Annotated in this window: 10 protein-coding genes and 1 pseudogene; 9 read left to right on the top strand and 2 right to left on the bottom strand. The window is 41.4% G+C overall.

All coding sequences use genetic code 11. The annotated features are described in order from the left end of the window. The first annotated feature begins 11 nt into the window (after positions 1-11). From CWC04_RS03820 to CWC04_RS03810, 3 genes are all read left to right on the top strand, one after another. Entirely contained in the window at positions 12-2303 is a 2292-nt protein-coding gene (locus CWC04_RS03820; protein WP_138684649.1) for a xanthine dehydrogenase family protein molybdopterin-binding subunit, read from the top strand. An 84-nt stretch (positions 2304-2387) separates the two neighbouring features. After that, positions 2388-3359 (top strand): GTP 3',8-cyclase MoaA, encoded by a 972-nt coding sequence (gene moaA / locus CWC04_RS03815; RefSeq protein WP_126008999.1) that lies wholly within the window; start codon positions 2388-2390, stop codon positions 3357-3359. A gap of 143 nt (positions 3360-3502) precedes the next feature. Continuing rightward, a complete protein-coding gene (locus CWC04_RS03810; protein WP_171038556.1) occupies positions 3503-4540 on the top strand; it encodes a GGDEF domain-containing protein in 1038 nt (345 codons plus the stop codon). An 8-nt stretch (positions 4541-4548) separates the two neighbouring features. On the opposite strand, the gene CWC04_RS03805 is transcribed toward CWC04_RS03810, so the two are convergent. Beyond that, entirely contained in the window at positions 4549-5487 is a 939-nt protein-coding gene (locus CWC04_RS03805; protein WP_138684648.1) for a LysR family transcriptional regulator, read from the bottom strand. Between the two features lie 120 nt (positions 5488-5607). Between CWC04_RS03805 and CWC04_RS03800 the strand changes: the two genes are divergently transcribed. The 5 genes from CWC04_RS03800 (at position 5608) to CWC04_RS03780 (ending at position 14902) form a co-directional block, all read left to right on the top strand. Further along, positions 5608-6774, top strand: coding sequence for an efflux RND transporter periplasmic adaptor subunit (locus tag CWC04_RS03800; RefSeq protein ID WP_024032205.1), 1167 nt, complete (start codon positions 5608-5610; stop codon positions 6772-6774). Between the two features lie 9 nt (positions 6775-6783). After that, the gene (locus CWC04_RS03795) at positions 6784-9936 is read left to right on the top strand and encodes an efflux RND transporter permease subunit (protein WP_138684647.1); all 3153 of its coding nucleotides are present in this window, start codon (positions 6784-6786) and stop codon (positions 9934-9936) included. Then, the gene (locus CWC04_RS03790) at positions 9929-11338 is read left to right on the top strand and encodes a TolC family protein (RefSeq protein ID WP_054981863.1); all 1410 of its coding nucleotides are present in this window, start codon (positions 9929-9931) and stop codon (positions 11336-11338) included. The genes CWC04_RS03795 and CWC04_RS03790 overlap by 8 nt, the downstream gene beginning before the upstream one ends. 14 nt (positions 11339-11352) lie before the next feature. Further along, positions 11353-12381, top strand: a complete 1029-nt coding sequence (locus CWC04_RS03785; protein ID WP_138684646.1) for a zinc-binding dehydrogenase — start codon at positions 11353-11355, stop codon at positions 12379-12381. Positions 12382-12646: 265 nt separating this feature from the next. Beyond that, on the top strand, positions 12647-14902 hold the full coding sequence (locus CWC04_RS03780; protein WP_004588700.1) for an acyl-CoA dehydrogenase: 2256 nt from the start codon (positions 12647-12649) through the stop codon (positions 14900-14902). Positions 14903-15067: 165 nt separating this feature from the next. On the opposite strand, the pseudogene CWC04_RS19990 reads toward CWC04_RS03780, so the two are convergent. Beyond that, positions 15068-16046 (bottom strand): annotated as a pseudogene (locus CWC04_RS19990) (integron integrase). Between the two features lie 259 nt (positions 16047-16305). Between CWC04_RS19990 and CWC04_RS03770 the strand changes: the two are divergent. Continuing rightward, on the top strand, positions 16306-17256 hold the full coding sequence (locus CWC04_RS03770; RefSeq protein ID WP_138684645.1) for an acyltransferase family protein: 951 nt from the start codon (positions 16306-16308) through the stop codon (positions 17254-17256). The last annotated feature ends 121 nt before the right edge of the window (positions 17257-17377 follow it).

Below are 17377 nucleotides of genomic sequence, written 5' to 3'. Positions count from 1 at the left end.
TGGAGCCGACAATGAAAAAACTATTTCAAAAAAATACCGAAACCGTAGACTTAAACCGTCGCTCTTTTATGATTAGTACAGCAACTGCTGGCCTGGTTATGGCATTTGCTCCGGCTTTATTTTCAGGTGAACTTAGCGCCAAAGAGTCGATTGCACAACAATCGTTTTCACCCACAATTTGGTGGACTATGAACCAGCAAGGTGAAGTAGTCGTGAGTATTGCCAAAGCTGAAATGGGCCAGCACGTAGGCACCGCCTTAGCGCGTATTGTGGCAGATGAGCTTGAGTGCGACTGGGATAAAGTATCAATCACGTATGTAGATACGCACGAAAAGTGGGGCTACATGGTTACAGGTGGTTCATGGTCGGTGTTTCAAAGCTTTAAGCCGCTTTCACAAGCCGGCGCTGCGGGGCGTATAGCCCTTATAGATGCAGGGGCTAATATGCTTGGGGTTAAACCGGAGCAGTGCCACGCTAGTAAAGGGCGCATAATTGCAGGCGATAAATCGCTCAGTTATGCCGATATCGTTAAAAATGGTGAGTTTAACCGTACCTTTAGCAGTGAAGAAGTTGCAAAACTGCCGTTAAAGCCTGCCAACAAGCGTCACTTAACGGGTTTAAAACAAGACTTTAAAGCGCTTGATATTCCGGCAAAAACAAATGGTACTGCCGTATACGGTATAGATGTAGAGCTTGAAGGCATGGTGTATGCGCGCCCTGTGATCCCACCAACACGCTATGGTAGTGAAGTGACACAGGTGGACGATAGCGCCGCAAAAGCAATAAAAGGCTATAAAGGGTTTGAGATTTTAAGCGACCCGAGTAATACCGTACAAGGCTGGGTGGTGGTTTTAGCTGACAATTACCCCAGCGCTATTAAAGCGGTAGATGCGCTAAAAGTAACCTATAAAAAAGGGCAAACAGCTAATGTTACAGAGGCCGATATTCAATCCCTGGGCGAAAAATTATGTAACGATAGCAACGCTGGCACCTTATTTGTTAATGAAGGTGATACCGCTAAAATGCAGGCTGAGGCAACGCAGTCTCTTGAGTCACTGTACACCACAGCAACAGCAAGCCATTATCAATTAGAGCCGCTTAACGCGGTGGCAGAGTTTAAACAAGACAAGTGGATTATCCATACCGGTAATCAGTGGCAGTCTTTAACACTACCTGCATTGGCCAAGGCGTTAGAGGTTGAACAAAATAACGTTATTATTCGCCCTTATTATTTAGGCGGTGGATTTGGGCGTCGCTTATTTGGTGATTGGACTGTGCCTGCAGCATTAACAGCGAAAGCGATTGGCAAACCCGTAAAACTGGTATTTACGCGCGCCGACGATAGCTTATTTGATCAATCACGCTCTGCCTCTACAGCTAAATTAACAGCTTCGTTTAATGAAAATGGCAAGCTTAGTGCAATGGAGCATGCTTTTGCAGCAGGTTGGCCAACAAAAGCAATGGCACCTGGCTTCTTATCACCAGGGGTTGATGGCAAAGGTAAGTTTGATGCATTTTCAGCCTCTGGAGCCGATCACTGGTACAGCATGGATAACCACCGTGCCCGCGCAATTAATAACGAATTAGCGCAAAGCACCTTTACCCCTGGTTGGCTTCGCTCGGTAGGCCCTGGCTGGATAGCATGGAGCCTAGAGTCTTTTATCGACGAAATAGCGCACAAACAAGGGATTGATCCGGTTGAGTTTCGTTTATCAATGCTCGACGGCAAAGGTAAACAAGCAGGTAAAGCCCCTGAAAGCGTAGGCGGAGCGCTGCGCTTAAATGCGGTACTTAAAAAAGTGTCAGCGAAGGTCGCAAATGTTAAGCTGGGTGAAAATGAAGGCATTGGTTTTTCAGTAAGTTCAGGCCAAGAGCGTAATATGCCAGCGTGGATTGCCACAGCAGCCCATGTGCACGTAAATAAAAGCGATGGCAAAATTACGCTTAAAAAGCTTTACGCCGTGGTAGATGCAGGTCTAATTGTTCACCCAGATGGTGCACTAGCCCAGCTTGAAGGTTCGTTATTGTGGGGCACAAGCCTTGCGTTACATGAATCAAATAATTACCAAAACGGACAAGTAGCAGCCACTAACTTTAACACTTACTTACCACTTAGAATGCAAGATGTGCCCGATATGGACATAGAGTTTGTACAAAGTGATGAGTTTCCAATGGGCTTAGGTGAGCCTGGAGTAATTGGTGTTGCGCCAGCTATTGGAAATGCGGTATTTAATGCAGTTGGTGTACGGTTACGTAATTTACCCATGAAACCCAATGAGCTTAAAGCAGGTCTTTCGGCCTAGTTAAGTGCTAACAAAGCGCGTAAGGCACAGGCTTTACGCGCTTTGAACTTAGCGATGAATTATTAAAATGTTAAAGGCTTTTTTATGCTAGTCGACCCAGCAGGGCGAAAATTTAGTTATCTACGTTTATCCATTACTGATGTATGTAATTTTAAGTGTGTGTATTGCTTACCGGATGGTTATCAATGCGATCACGACCGAGACTTCCTTTCTCTTAACGAAATTAGCAATACAGTAAACGCCTTTGCTCATCATGGCATATCAAAGTTACGCATTACTGGCGGTGAGCCAACCCTCAGAAAAGATTTTATAGATGTAATTCGTGCGGCAAAAGACACCCAAGGTATTACCAAAATAGCCGCCACTACAAATGGTTACTCAATGCATAAACATGTTAAAGATTGGGCACACGCAGGGCTCAACGCAATAAATGTTAGCATCGACAGCCTAGACCCACGAATGTTTAATACCATTACCGGCAATGATAAGTTTGCCACGGTTATGCAAGGCATAGACACTGCCCTAGAGAGCGGCTTAGATTCAGTAAAAATAAACAGCGTACTCATGAAACAGTACAATGGCCGTGCCCTTGAAGCTTTTTTAGCGTATTTAAAGCACAGACCCGTAACGATGCGTTTTATTGAGCTAATGCAAACAAACGACAATAAAGCATTTTTTGATGCTAACCATATATCGGGGCAATCCATAAAAGAGCAGTTGCTTCGCGCTGGTTGGCAGCCCATTATACGTGATGTAACGGCGGGGCCTGCGCAAGAGTTTTTCCATCCTGATTATTTAGGCAAAATAGGGTTAATAATGCCTTACAGTAATGACTTTTGTGCTACCTGCAACAGGTTAAGAATTTCATCACTGGGGAAACTGCATTTATGTTTGTTTTCTGAGCAGGGTATTTCACTTAGAGAATACATGAGTGATAACACTAATCAGGCATTAATTGATCAGTTAGCGCGTTATATAAAAACAAAAAAACCAACGCACTTATTGCATCAAGGTAACACCGGGGTCACTACAAACTTATCTATGTTAGGTGGGTAAAGGCGTAAATATAGTGTAATTCGCTACTGAGTTTGCTGTTTTCGCTGCACAGTTTAATAAAATAACTGTTTTTACCTATTTAGCTACTTGTTATATTTAATTTTAGGGTTACACTGAATTTTTTATTATTTTAAGTTTTTTGAATGGATATAGCAGCACTTAGCAGTACTAAATCATTAAGAAGAAACGTTCTGAAATGGATGTGCTTGTGTTTTGGTTTTGTCTCATTGTTTTTTGCTGCGTTTAATATTTTTTTAAATAACTTTGCGTTATTAGGCTATTTAGAAATAGCGCTCACTGTATTTTGTGCCTACACCTACCACCGTTTAAACACACACGCACTCGAAGTATGGCAATCTGTTGTTATGTGCATATTTGTCACCTTTGTTATTGTATTAGGTAATTATTTAGCAAAGCCAATAAATGGTTTGTATGTGTGGTCGTTTGCGTTACCTGTGTTGTATTACCTACTGTTAGGTAAGCGCTATGGTATTGTATTATCGGCTTTGTTATTTGTACTCCAGGGAGCCATATTATTAACCAAAGCGTCGCAACTCCCTCTAACGACGCTTAACTTCAGTTTAAATCTTGCCTTTGTTTATATCAGCATTTGGGCCATATCTCATGTATTTGAAGGCAGTCGTGCTTTATCGTCTAAACGGCTGAAAAATCTGGCCTTGTTAGACCCACTTACTGGGGCTGCAAACCGTTTATCAATGAACCATTACTTTGCAGTAGAGCTTAAAGATAAGTCGCAACTTTATTTGTTTTTACTCGACCTAGACTTTTTTAAACAGGTTAACGACACCCATGGCCACACAGTAGGGGATAAAGTGCTGATTGAAGTCGCCACTTTATTACGGGTTGTATTGGCAAAAGGGTATGTATTTAGAGTGGGTGGGGAAGAGTTTGCTTTACTACATTCTTTTTCGTCACAAAGTGATGCATTGGCAATGGCCGAAACCATAAGAGAAAAACTCAACAATTCGGCATTTGAGATTGATGGGCTAAAAATAAATGTAACTGCCAGTATCGGGGTTGTTAAGTATCGCCAAGGCGACACGCTTGAAAAGTTCGTAATTAAAGCAGATAAACAACTGTATAAAGCAAAAGAATATGGCCGCAATAAAGTGTACTTTCAAGCAAATGCCAACCTGATTGAAAAGCCTCAAATAGCCTAAGTACGAGACTAGTACATTTGCTCAAAATTGGGGATGTTGTTTTCCCAAATTGGTTTGTCTTTACCTAGGTATTCTCTCACTGCATCAAAAAATAAACGTGTTCTTACCGGTAGGTCTCTGTGTGGGTACACAGCATACATATGGCTAAACTCTTTTAACTTAACATCCGTTAAAATGGGCACTAATTGACCTTGTGTAATTTCTTTATCGATAATAAATGCTGGCGCAACAAAGTAGGTAGTCCCTGAAATAGCTTTCATTAGCAGTACTTCTGCGTCGTTTGCTCTGTACACGCTTTTTATTTTTAGCTCGCACGGCTCACCTTTACTATCGTAGTAATCTATGGTTTCTACGCGCATAGCGTTACTTGCATAACTCGCCGCGGGTAACTCCGCCAGCTCTTCTATGGTTTGTGGCATACCATAGGTTTTTATAAATTCAGGGGCGGCTACAATAAGCAGCCTATTACGGGCAATTTTACGGGCAATTAACGAGGAGTCTTTAGGCTCACCAATTCTAAATGCTAAATCAAACCCTTCAGATACAATATCAACTAGCCTATCATCTAAACGTAGCTCTACTTCTACTTGTGGAAAACGTTTTTGGAAGTCGTTTAGCACAGGTTGTAAATAACGCCGACCAATTAATGTTGACGAGGTAACCTTTAGCACACCGCGTGGCTCTAAGTGGTAGTTTTCGGCCATACGTACGGTTTCACCAAGTAGCTCTCTTAGCTCTGACGCTTTTTTAATCATTTCTGCGCCCGCCGCCGTTAACGAAAACGAACGGGTGGTGCGGTTTAATAACCTAACGCCTAGCTCGTCCTCTAACCGGCTGATTTGTTTAGATATAACAGAGCGGTCTATGTTTCTTATTTCTGCAGCTTTGGCAAAAGAGCCTTGTTCTACCACTTCAAGCAGCATTAAAAGCCGGCTTGTTGTATCCATAATGATCACCCAATAAATGTTATTGATGCCATTTTGGCATTAATGAATTTATAAATCTATGGTTTTTGTCCGCAAGTATAGTCCGTAACATGCCAGGTAAATAAATAAAGGAGCGTCTTCATGAATAAACATTTAATTGCTGCTGCATTAGCTGCGGCAACTCTATCCTTAGCGGGCTGTGCCGATGAGAGCGCACCAAATGCGCAGCAACAACAATTACAACCTATCGATGTAGCACAAGTTTTAATTAAACCAGTACAAAGCTGGCACACCTACACCACGCGTTTAGAATCGCCGCAAGAAGTTGCGCTGATGCCGCGTGTATCTGGGGTGATTGATAGCATTGAATTTAAAGAAGGTGATGTTGTTAAGCAAGGCGATGTGTTGTTTCAACTTGATGAGCGCCCTTTTGCAGCAGTTGTAGCAAGCCTAGAAGCGCAAATACACAGCGCAGAAGCTGCACTTGAACAAGCTAAAAGTGAAGACAAACGAGCAGTGCGCTTATTAGAGCGTAAAGCTATTTCAACAGAACAAGCACAGGCGCGTACCTCAACGCTTCGTCAGCGAGAAGCACAACTGGCAGCGCTGCAAGCACAGCTTACCTCTGCAAAGCTCGATTTAGAATTTACATCAGTGGTTTCGCCGATTGATGGTGTTATCTCACGCGCAAATATTACCAAAGGTAATAACGTATTAGCGGGTCAAAGTGTATTAACATCAATAGTTTCTAATAAAGCGATGTATGCCTACTTTGATGTTGATGAGCGTACTTGGAATAGCGCTTTTAATGATGTAACCGCACAAAGCCGCCAAACAGTTGTTATGCAAAAAGTAGGGCAAAAAGAGTTTGCTTACCAAGGCTATATTAATTTTATTGATAACCAAATTAACTCAGCCACAGGTACTTTACGTGTACGTGCGGTATTTGAACAAGATAACAACCAACTACGTGCAGGTTCTTTTGCTCGCGTTAAATTGGCAGCAAACGAAGTGAGCGAAAAAGTAATTATTCCTGAGCGTGCTATTGGTACCGATTTAAAAAATCGCTTTGTGTTAACCGTTGGCGAAAACAACGTGCTTGAATACAAATTAATAGAAGTAGGCGAGCGCTATGGTGCGTTACGCGCTGTTACTGCTGGCCTAAACGAAGGCGATATTATTGCAGTAAATGGCCCTGCACGTGTAGGCCCAGGTATGCCAATTTCGCCAAATACAGTGACAATTGATACAAGCGGCGTGGCTTTTACACTGTCAAACGACAACGCGCAGCTAATGGCTAAGCAATAAGGTTTATTGATGAAATTTTCACACTTTTTTATTCAGCGACCAATTTTTGCAGCCATGCTGTCGTTGGTTATTTTAATTGCTGGTGGTATTTCACTGTTTCAACTTCCTGTAAGTGAATACCCAGAAGTTGTGCCACCTACTGTTGTGGTAACAGCAAATTACCCAGGTGCTAACCCAACCGTTATTGCGCAAACTGTGGCAACGCCGCTTGAGCAAGAAATTAACGGTACCGAAAACATGCTGTATATGTTTTCTCAAGGCACCAGCGATGGCCGTATGACACTTACGGTAACGTTTGCATTAGGCACCGACCTAGACCGTGCACAAGTACAAGTACAAAACCGTGTAAACAGTGCATTACCACGTTTGCCCGAAGAGGTGCAGCGCTTAGGTGTAGTAGCCGAAAAATCATCACCCGATTTAACCATGGTGGTGCATTTATACTCGCCTGAAAACAGCCACGACACAGCGTATTTATCTAACTATGCCGACATTCATATTAAAGACGAGATTGCCCGTTTACCAGGTGTAGGCGACATTCAATTATTTGGTGGTGGCAAATATTCAATGCGCGTGTGGCTAAACCCAGATGCATTAGCAGCCCGTGAGCTTACAGCCACCGATGTTGTGGCCGCTTTGCGCTCGCAAAATCAGCAAGTTGCCGCGGGTAGCTTAGGTGCACAGCCAATTTCTAACGACAGCCAATTTCAAATTTTATTAAACGTAAAAGGGCGTTTAAATAGCGTTGAAGAATTTGAAAACGTTATTATTAAAGTAGGTGACGAGGGTCAGTTAACACGCTTATCTGATGTAGCACGTGTTGATTTAGGCCAAGATACCTATGCACTTCGTGCAGAGCTTGATAACCAGCCAGCACTTGCAATGCCTATTTTTCAACGCCCAGGTTCAAATGCGATTGAGCTTTCAGACCAAGTACGTGAAACAATGGCGCGTTTGTCAGAAGATTTCCCAGCGGGTGTTGAGTACGACATTGTATATGACCCCACTGTGTTTGTACGTGGTTCAATTGATGCGGTAATTGCTACATTGCTAGAGGCAATCGTATTAGTTGTAATTGTGGTTATTGTATTTTTACAAACGTGGCGCGCGTCTATTATTCCATTGATTGCGGTGCCAATTTCGTTAATTGGTACGTTTGCTGTAATGCAATGGCTAGGCGTGTCTATTAATACACTTTCGCTGTTTGGCTTGGTACTGGCAATTGGTATTGTAGTTGATGATGCGATAGTTGTTGTTGAAAACGTAGAGCGAAATATAGAACAAGGGCTTTCGCCTTTAGAGGCAACACGTGTTGCTATGAGCGAAGTAACCGGGCCAATTATTGCGATAGCGTTAGTGCTGTGTGCGGTATTTATTCCTACTGCATTTATTACCGGTTTATCGGGTCAGTTTTATAAGCAATTTGCACTAACAATTACTATTTCGACTGTTATTTCGGCGTTTAACTCGTTAACACTGTCGCCTGCGCTATCGGCATTATTATTAAAATCGCACGATGCAAAACCAGATGCATTCACGCGTTTACTTAATAAGCTATTTGGTGCGTGGTTATTTAAACCGTTTAACCGCGTGTTTGACCGTGGTGCTAAAGGCTACGAAAAGCTGGTACAAAAGCTTATACGTATGAGCGTTATTGTTATGGTGGCCTATGTTGCGCTGGTGGGCGGTACAATTAAATTGTTTGATACCGTACCTGGTGGCTTTATTCCACAGCAAGATAAGCAATATTTAGTTGCAATTGCGCAACTGCCAGATGCAGCCAGTTTAGACCGTACCGAAGATGTGCTCTCGCAAATGCAAAAAATAGCATTAGAAGTACCAGGCGTTGCACACACCGTGGCGTTTCCAGGCTTATCGGTAAACGGTTTTACTAATAGCCCAAATAGCGGCATTGTATTTACGCCACTTGAGAGCTTTGATAAACGCACCGACCCTAGTCAATCAGCGATGGCAATTGCCGCGCAGTTAAATCAGCGTTTTGCAGCTATTGATGAAGCGTTTGTGGCTGTATTTCCGCCGCCGCCAATTCAAGGCTTAGGCACAACAGGTGGCTTTAAACTGCAAATTGAAGATAGAGCAAATAAAGGCTTTGATGCACTATTTAATAGTTTGCAAACCATTATTGGTAAGGCGCAGCAAGACCCCGCGTTAATGGGCTTATATTCAAGTTTCCGTATTCAAGTACCGCAAATGGATATTGACATAGACCGCGAGCAAGCGCTTATTCAAGGTATTCCTCTTGATGAAGTATTTGACGCATTGCAAATATACCTAGGCTCTGTGTATGTGAATGACTTTAATATGTTTGGTCGTACTTATCAGGTTAATGCGCAAGCTGATGCTGATTTTCGTCTTGATCCTGAGCAAATCCTTAACTTAAAGGTACGTAACAGTGCAGGAAATATGGTGCCGCTTGGCTCGGTACTTACAGTTACATCAACAATAGGGCCTGACCGTGTAATGCATTACAACGGTTACCCAAGTGCAGAACTAAACGGTAGCCCAGCCCCCGGTTATAGCTCTGATCAGGCACAAACTGCTATTGAAACAATATTAGCCGACAACCTGCCAACAGGTATTGAGTACGAGTGGACAGAAGTAACGTACCAACAGGTACTTGCAGGTAACACCATGGTTTATGTATTCCCATTAGTTGTGTTGCTTGTATTTATGGTGCTTGCTGCGCAGTACGAAAGTTTACGTTTGCCACTGGCCATAATATTAATTGTACCTATGACTATTTTCTCAGCACTATTAGGTGTGTGGTTTGTAGGCTCAGACAATAATATATTTACTCAAATTGCATTAATTGTACTAGTGGCACTCGCCTCTAAAAACGCCATATTAATGGTAGAATTTGCCCGCGACCAACATGGCGGTGGGTTAACGCACTTTGAGGCAATATTAGCGGCGTGTCGTATGCGTTTACGCCCAATATTAATGACCTCAATTGCCTTTACAGCTGGGGTTGTACCTTTAGTACTTGCAACCGGTGCTGGCGCCGAAATGCGCCACGCAATGGGTAACGCGGTGTTTGCAGGCATGATAGGGGTAACGGTGTTTGGCTTATTATTTACACCTGTGTTTTACATGTTAGTTGTGAAAAAGCAGCAAAAAGCAAAGGGGTTATCGCATGACTAATTTAATCGCTAAACCTATCAAAACGCGCTTAACGTTAAGTGCTGTGCTAGTGGCTGCTTTTTTATCTGGTTGCGCTAGCAAAATAGATACACAAAGCGAGCAAAACGCTATTAACGATTTTGTAGCTCAAGCAAATATTGCCAGCAATGTTGCCATTGCAGATGAAACAAATTGGTGGCACAAGCTTGAATCAAAGCAGCTAAATGCTTTGGTTAATAGCGCACTTGCCAATAACTACAATCTGCAAACAAGCCAATTAACGCTCAAAAGTACCCTTGCCCGACTTGGTGAGCAAAAAGCACAATATTTACCCCAAGGCGGGGTAAATATTGGCGCAGCACGAAGCGATGCACCGAGTGTGTTTGACCGTCAATCGAGTGCTAACATAGCACTTGATTGGCAGTTAGATTTATTTGGCCGTATTACTGCTTTGGTTGATGCTGCAAATGCATCGGCCATGAGCCAAGCCGAGCAAGTACGTTCACTGCAAATTGAAGTGGTATCGTCTGTTGTTAAAGGGTTTGTAAGCTATCAAGGTAATGTTGAAAAACAACACATTATAGCCATGCAAATTAACGCATTAGAGCAAAGCATTGAGGTACTTCAAGCACGTGTGGATGAAGGCGTTGCCAACGAGCTTGACCTAAACCGTACAATGGCACAGCTTAGGCAGCAAGAAGCCTTAATGCCCGCTATTGAGTATGCAAAATACAGCGACTTATCTACTTTAGCTGTGCTTACAGGTAAGCTTGCGCAAGACATTGCGATAGACAATGAGCAAAACCTGCTTGAGCAAAGCTTTAGCGTTGCGCTTAAAAATGCCAATAGCGCCATTGCCCTTCGCCCTGATATAAGCCGTGCATTGTATGATTTTAGCCAAGCCAACAGCTTAAGTGTGGCGGCAAGTAAAGCCTTACTACCTGATATTAGCTTATCAGCCTTTGCAGGCGTAGTAAGCATAGACAGCACGGGCTTAAAAAATACTGATCAGCAATGGCAAGTAGCCCCCCAATTGCAATGGTCAATATTAAGTTACCCCGCACTCCTTGCCCAGCGCGACGCACAGCAGTTTTTAAGTGAAGCTGCCTACAGCGACTACCAGCAAATAGTATTAAATGCGGTGACTCAAAGTGAACTTTCATTGCAAATGTTGGTCAATCAACAACAGCAAGAGCGTTATGCTAAACAGCGCTATGGCTTTGCAAATAAAGCATTTTTACAAGCACAGGCGATGTACGAAGAAGGCCAAATACCGTACTTAGAGTTGTTAGATGCACGCCAGGATGTTTTAATGGCACAAGAAAACGCTGTTGACACAACTATTGCTACATTGCTTGCTAAAGTGAATGCTTATCAGGCATTTAACGGCCAATGGAGCTATGCACTGAGCAGTACAAAATAGGTAGAGTTAATTGAATGAGCAATACTGAATTATCACATCAAGGCAGCACCTTACAAACAATGCGCGCTATTGTTTTATCACAACCAGATGAGCAAATACGCTTGCAAGATATTGAGGTTGATATACCCGAGTGCGCCGACAACGAACTGTTGGTAAAGCTTGAGTATGTAGGCCTTAATCCTGCTGATGCCTATTTTGCTAAAACGGGCTTTTGTAAGTGGCAATACCCTCATATTTTAGGCCTAGACGCCGTTGGTGTGGTAGTTAAAGCTAACAAAGGTGTGTTTCCTGGGGTTGGCGAACGAGTAATGTGGCATGCCAATATAGGTAAGCAAGGGGTACTGAGTGAATACACCACCGTGCCTAACTTTGCTGTATCGGTTGTGCCCGATGGGCTGTGCCCTGCAAAGGCTGCTACGTTACCGTGCGCTGGTATGGCCGCCCTTATTAGCTTAGATAAAATTGCCATTACGGAGGGCGACCAAATCCTAATCGAAGGTGGCTCTGGTGCGGTAGGGCAGTTTGCCATTCAATATGCTAAACAACGCGGTGCCGATGTATTTACCACCGCTTCAAAGCGTAATCACAAACTGGTAAAGCAGCTAGGTGCCGATGTGGTATTTGATTATAACGACAAAAAGTTACGCGACAAAATTCGCCGCGAGCTTGGCCCGCAAGGGTTTGATGCGGTAATTGATACTATGGGCGGTGAATCAACGCTTAGAAATATTGAATTAATGCGTTTTTGCGGGCGTATCGCGTGTTTAAACTCGCTGCCTCATTTTGATCAAGATTTAATGTACCACCGAGCGCCTAATATTAGTGTGGTGTCTATTGGTGGTGCGTGGCTTGCCAATAGTTTATGTGCACAGCAGCGCTTAAGTTTTATGGGCAATTTATTGCTTGAAGGCGCGCTATCGGGCGATATTAAAACACCGGCAATCACTGCGGTTGACTTTACTGCTGACTCAGTCAGTGCTGCCTTAAATAACCAAATAGCGGGTGGCTTTACAGGCAAACACGTTGTGCAAATAAGCAGTTAACGTTGCCCACCTTATTTTAAAAACGCAGCCCAAGTGGCTGCGTTTTTTTATGCCTAAAAAATAGCTTTTTATGAGTATGGGGCTTAATTGTTGCCAAATAGAGGTATTTCAGCGCACAAGTGTAAGCCTTTTAGTTTCAACAGTTTACGTCACCGTAAAGAAAATAAATTGAAAAAACTGTTAATTAATTGAATAGAGTAATTGATCTAAACTGATTTTTATGACGTAATGTAGGTATTATTTATCTGGTCGGATGAGTTCAATCATGAGTTTACGTACAAAATTAAAAAAAGTATTACCAAGTATTTCAATCACTGAACAAGAAGCGCTAGACGCGGGTGATGTGTGGCTAGAAGGGTCTATCTATCAAGGTAAGCCAGATTTTAGCGCACTACGCGATGTGCCGGCTGCTACCCTAAGTGCAGACGAGCAAGCATTCTTAGATGGCCCAGTACAAGAGCTACTAGGCATGATTGACGATTCAGTTATTCAAAACGGTATTCACTTACCAGATGACATATTAGAATTTTTGAAAAAAGAGCGTTTCTTCTCGCTTATCATTCCTAAATCGTTTGGCGGTTTAGAGTTTAGCCCTTATGCAAACTCGACTATTGTGGCAACCATTGCGACAAAAAGCTCTGCAGTAGCGGTAACTGTTATGGTTCCTAACTCTTTAGGCCCAGGTGAATTATTACTGCACTTTGGTACACAAGAGCAGCAAGCGCATTACTTACCACGTTTAGCAAACGGCAGAGACATTCCATGTTTTGCATTAACAAGCCCAGAGGCGGGCTCTGATGCAGGTGGCATTCCAGATATTGGTACTGTCACCAAAGGCATGTACAACGGCGAAGAAGTACTTGGCCTTGAGATCACATGGGATAAGCGTTACATCACACTGGCACCAATCGCTACGGTACTTGGTTTAGCATTTAAGGTAGTGGATCCAGAAGGTTTACTAGGCGGCAAAGAAAACTTAGGTATTACCTGTGCGCTTATTCCTAAAGATCACCCAGGTGTAGAGCTTGGCAACCGCCATGACCCAATGGGTATTCGTTTTTATAACGGTACTACACGTGGTAACAAAGTATTTGTACCAATGGACTTTATTATTGGCGGCCAGAAAAACATTGGTCGTGGTTGGCAAATGCTGGTTAGTTGTTTAGGGGCAGGGCGTGGTATTTCATTACCTGCTCTAGGTGTAAGTACATCACAAGTGGCGTTTAAATCAGCATCTGAATACGCAGCAGTGCGTGAGCAGTTTGGTTTAGCAATTGGTCAATTTGAAGGTATTCAAGAAAAACTAGCAGACATTGCAGGTAAAACATACCTTCAAGAAGCAATGCGCGTACTGACAACTGAAGGCCTAGGCATGGGCTTAAAACCATCGGTTGTTACAGCAATAGCTAAATACCACATGACCGAGCTTGGCCGCGACGTATTAGATTCTGCAATGGATATTCAAGCGGGTAAAGCGATTCAAAATGGCCCACAAAATACCCTTGCAAGCGGTTACGTAGCACAGCCTATTGCAATTACAGTAGAAGGCGCGAACATTCTTACACGTAACCTGATGATTTTTGGTCAAGGTGTTATGCGTTGTCACCCTTATTTACAATCTATGGTTGAATCAATCCATAGTGAAGATAAAGGTGCAGATAAAGAGTTTAACGGCATTTTGCGTAAAACAATTGGTTACAGCACAGCAAATAGCTTACGTGCGTTCCGTTTAGGTGTTTTACCATTTACTGCAAGTGCAAACTCTGCATTACCAGAAGTACGTGAATACGAAAAAGCCGTGCATAAACTGTCTGCAAAATTAGCAGTGTATGCCGACTTTTCGTTACTCGTACTTGGCGGTAAGTTAAAGCAGGCTGAAATGCTATCAGCACGTTTAGGCGATGTAATGAGCTTTTTATACGCGGCAATGGCATCAATTAAGTATTACGAGCAAAAAGTAGCAAGCAGCGAGCGCGAGCAAGCAGCGCCGTACTTCCACTACGCGACACGTTTTGCACTGCAAAGCGCTGAAGAAGCACTGCATAAGTTTTTAGATAACTTCCCTGCAAGTGGTACTCGTAAGTTTATTCGTTTTGTAACAATGAACTACTCAACTAAAATGCCAAAAATTAGCGACGACTTAATTCGTGAATTAGCAAAACAAGCACAGCTTGATACCGCATTTAAAGCGCAAATTACGCATTTAGTTAAGCCTGTAGAAGGTGACGGTCATCACATTAACGAGCAAGCTTATAAAGCTAAAATGGCATCACTTGTTGAACTGGCTAAAGTTAAAAAAGCGCTGCGCGCTAAAACGATTAAACCAGGTACACGTTTTGCCATTACGCTAGATAACGCATTAGCGGCAAATGTAATTACTGCGGATGAACATGCGCAACTAATTGATTACAACAAAAAGCGTGAAAAAGCGATTCGCGTTGATGAGTTCGACTTTGACATGAACTTACTTGATGACAACGCACAACCAGTTAACCCACTTAAAAGTGTAGTTAATCAATAAAATTCAATGATGCAAAGCGCCCGCTGTATCGGCGCTTTTATTCTTGATTAAAAAATTAGTGTGGAGCCTCGTTTGTTTAAAACCAAGCGGGGCTTTTTTATGTGTTTTCTAAAGTAGAGATAGATAGCGGTATTGATTTGTAAGCGAGTTTGTAAGTGCAGAGGTTTAAAAGAGGCACTTATAATCTTGAAAAAGGCTGATAACTCCGTTGGCACCTTGCTGCAATACATGAGTATATATTTGTGTGGTTTTAACATCAGAATGGCCAAGCTGAGCTTGAACAGTTCTTATATCGGCACCATTTTGCAGTAGATGAGTAGCAAAGAGTGTCTTAATGTATGAGGTGTTATTATTTTTGTTAACCCTGATTTTTGGACGGCTTTTTTAATCTCTTTTCTAATACAGAGTGATGAAAATGATGTCGCCATATTTCACCACTTTGAGAGACTGAACTTAATATATGAGAAGGAAATAAATACTGCCATGCAAGCGATTTTGCGGCACTTGGATATTTTTTTGTTAAAGCATATGGCATCCATACGCCAGAATATTCCGTATTATTTAAATCCAGTTTTAAATAGTCATCAACGTTCAAAATTTGATTTCTCAGCATAGGAATTAGCTCTGTGGCCAGCGTTACAATACGATGTTTATTTCCTTTGCCATTCCATACTTGAATACATTTATAATCAAAATCAATATCTTTCACCCTTAATTGCACCGCTTCCATTACTCTTAAACCACTTCCATACATAAGGGCTGCGACTAAATAATGGCGCTTATTTAAATGAGCCATCAACATTTTAACTTCCTCAGGGGTCATCACGACAGGGAGCTTTGCTTGTTTTTTACTACGGGCAAAATTTAAATTTAATTAAAGTTCGTTTTTTATTATATGTTTGTATAAAAATGACAATGAATTGAGTGCAGTGGCTTGCGTACGTGGTGCAACGTTTTGCTTTAACACTAAATGTTCTAGGTAGCGTTCGACTTCATTGTCCCCCATTGAGGCGGGATGGCGTTTATTATGAAAATAAATATAAGATGCAATCCATCTTAGGTAGGTATCGACGGTGCGTAATGAATATTGACGAACTAGCATATATTCAGCTATGTAATTTAAAAATGGGGAACGTGTTTTCATATTACCATCAATAGGAGTGTTGTTTTTATATACAGCATAGGTGTAATGCGCGCATATTCAAGAAAATGAGCGTCGAGCGCGTTATGTATTTTATTAAGGGTTTGAGCGCTAATAAAAAATTATATGTAGCAATGTGTTAAGTTATTTGGTAAAAAGATTTATTAAATACACGAGCGTGACATTGGCAGATACATGCGTGAAGAGCGCACTATAAAATTGTTAGTCGCCTTCGCTGAAAAACTTAATTTTGAAGGGTTAAATGAAAAGAAATATAGCTTTAGATATTCTTAAATTATCAATGGCTTTAATGATTGTTGGGCTTCATGCAGGTTTTCTCGGTGATATTACCTCATTAGGGAGTTTTCTTACTGTTAACGGCATATTTAGAATAGCAGTGCCTGTTTTTTTTCTTATAAATGGGTTTTATTTTTATCCTGTTTTATTAAAATATAGTCACGTCAATTGGTTTAAACGAGTTTTTATTTTACATGTTTTTTGGACTGTATTTTATTCATATTTTTGGCTAAATAACCCTGACTTTCCATTTATCATTATCCTTCTAAAAAATATTATCATTGGTTATTATCATCTATGGTATATCCCTGCGATGCTTGGTGCTGGATTTCTTGTGTTTTTGGCTAAGAATCTTTCATCTTTGTTTCTAGTTTTTTCTGTTTTATTAACTTTTCTATGTGGTGTATTAATACAGTATACTGCTACCTACCACCTCCTTGGCGATAATAGTTTGGATAAAATTTTATCGTATCAATTTATTTATAGAAATTTATTATTTTTTGCTTACCCATTTTTCTGTTTGGGATTTTTAATTAACAAACATCTTTTACACAAATATTTTTCATTTAAATTAATTCTTATAGTTATTGCTATTGGGGTAATCGCCCTAATAACTGAGTCTTATCTTAATTACTATCAAAGCACCAGAGATGGTGGGTTTGATATGTTTTTTTCTTTAATCATATTGTGCCCTTTTATTTTAATTTTATTTTTAAAAATAAATATTCCAAATGAAAGCAAAAAAATAGCCTTATACTCAACTTCAATTTATTTTATTCATTTATTTATATTGAATTTGTATCGTGAATATACGGAACTAAACGGAACACTTTTGACATTGACTACTATAGTTAGCTCGGTATTCTTTTCTTACTTTATTATTAAACTAAATAAAAGATTGAAATTTATACTGTGAGAAGCTAGCAAAGCTTGGGCCTAACATTACCCGAACTAAGTTAGAATAATAATTAATTTATGGAGTTATTATCCATACAAGTTGCTTAAAAGAACAAATGACAGTTGGTTTTTTCCCCTTC

Origin of the sequence: Pseudoalteromonas sp. S2893, from assembly GCF_005887105.1 — a bacterium.
GTDB lineage: Bacteria > Pseudomonadota > Gammaproteobacteria > Enterobacterales > Alteromonadaceae > Pseudoalteromonas > Pseudoalteromonas atlantica.
This window is presented reverse-complemented; position numbering and strand designations above follow the sequence as displayed.

Coding starts and splice junctions, on each gene's coding strand:
- CWC04_RS03770 (WP_138684645.1), top strand. CDS start 16,306: ATGAAAAGAAATATAGCTTTAGATATTCTTAAATTATCAATGGCTTTA.
- CWC04_RS03790 (WP_054981863.1), top strand. CDS start 9,929: ATGACTAATTTAATCGCTAAACCTATCAAAACGCGCTTAACGTTAAGT.
- CWC04_RS03780 (WP_004588700.1), top strand. CDS start 12,647: ATGAGTTTACGTACAAAATTAAAAAAAGTATTACCAAGTATTTCAATC.
- moaA (WP_126008999.1), top strand. CDS start 2,388: ATGCTAGTCGACCCAGCAGGGCGAAAATTTAGTTATCTACGTTTATCC.
- CWC04_RS03795 (WP_138684647.1), top strand. CDS start 6,784: ATGAAATTTTCACACTTTTTTATTCAGCGACCAATTTTTGCAGCCATG.
- CWC04_RS03810 (WP_171038556.1), top strand. CDS start 3,503: ATGGATATAGCAGCACTTAGCAGTACTAAATCATTAAGAAGAAACGTT.
- CWC04_RS03820 (WP_138684649.1), top strand. CDS start 12: ATGAAAAAACTATTTCAAAAAAATACCGAAACCGTAGACTTAAACCGT.
- CWC04_RS03785 (WP_138684646.1), top strand. CDS start 11,353: ATGAGCAATACTGAATTATCACATCAAGGCAGCACCTTACAAACAATG.
- CWC04_RS03800 (WP_024032205.1), top strand. CDS start 5,608: ATGAATAAACATTTAATTGCTGCTGCATTAGCTGCGGCAACTCTATCC.
- CWC04_RS03805 (WP_138684648.1), bottom strand. CDS start 5,487: ATGGATACAACAAGCCGGCTTTTAATGCTGCTTGAAGTGGTAGAACAA.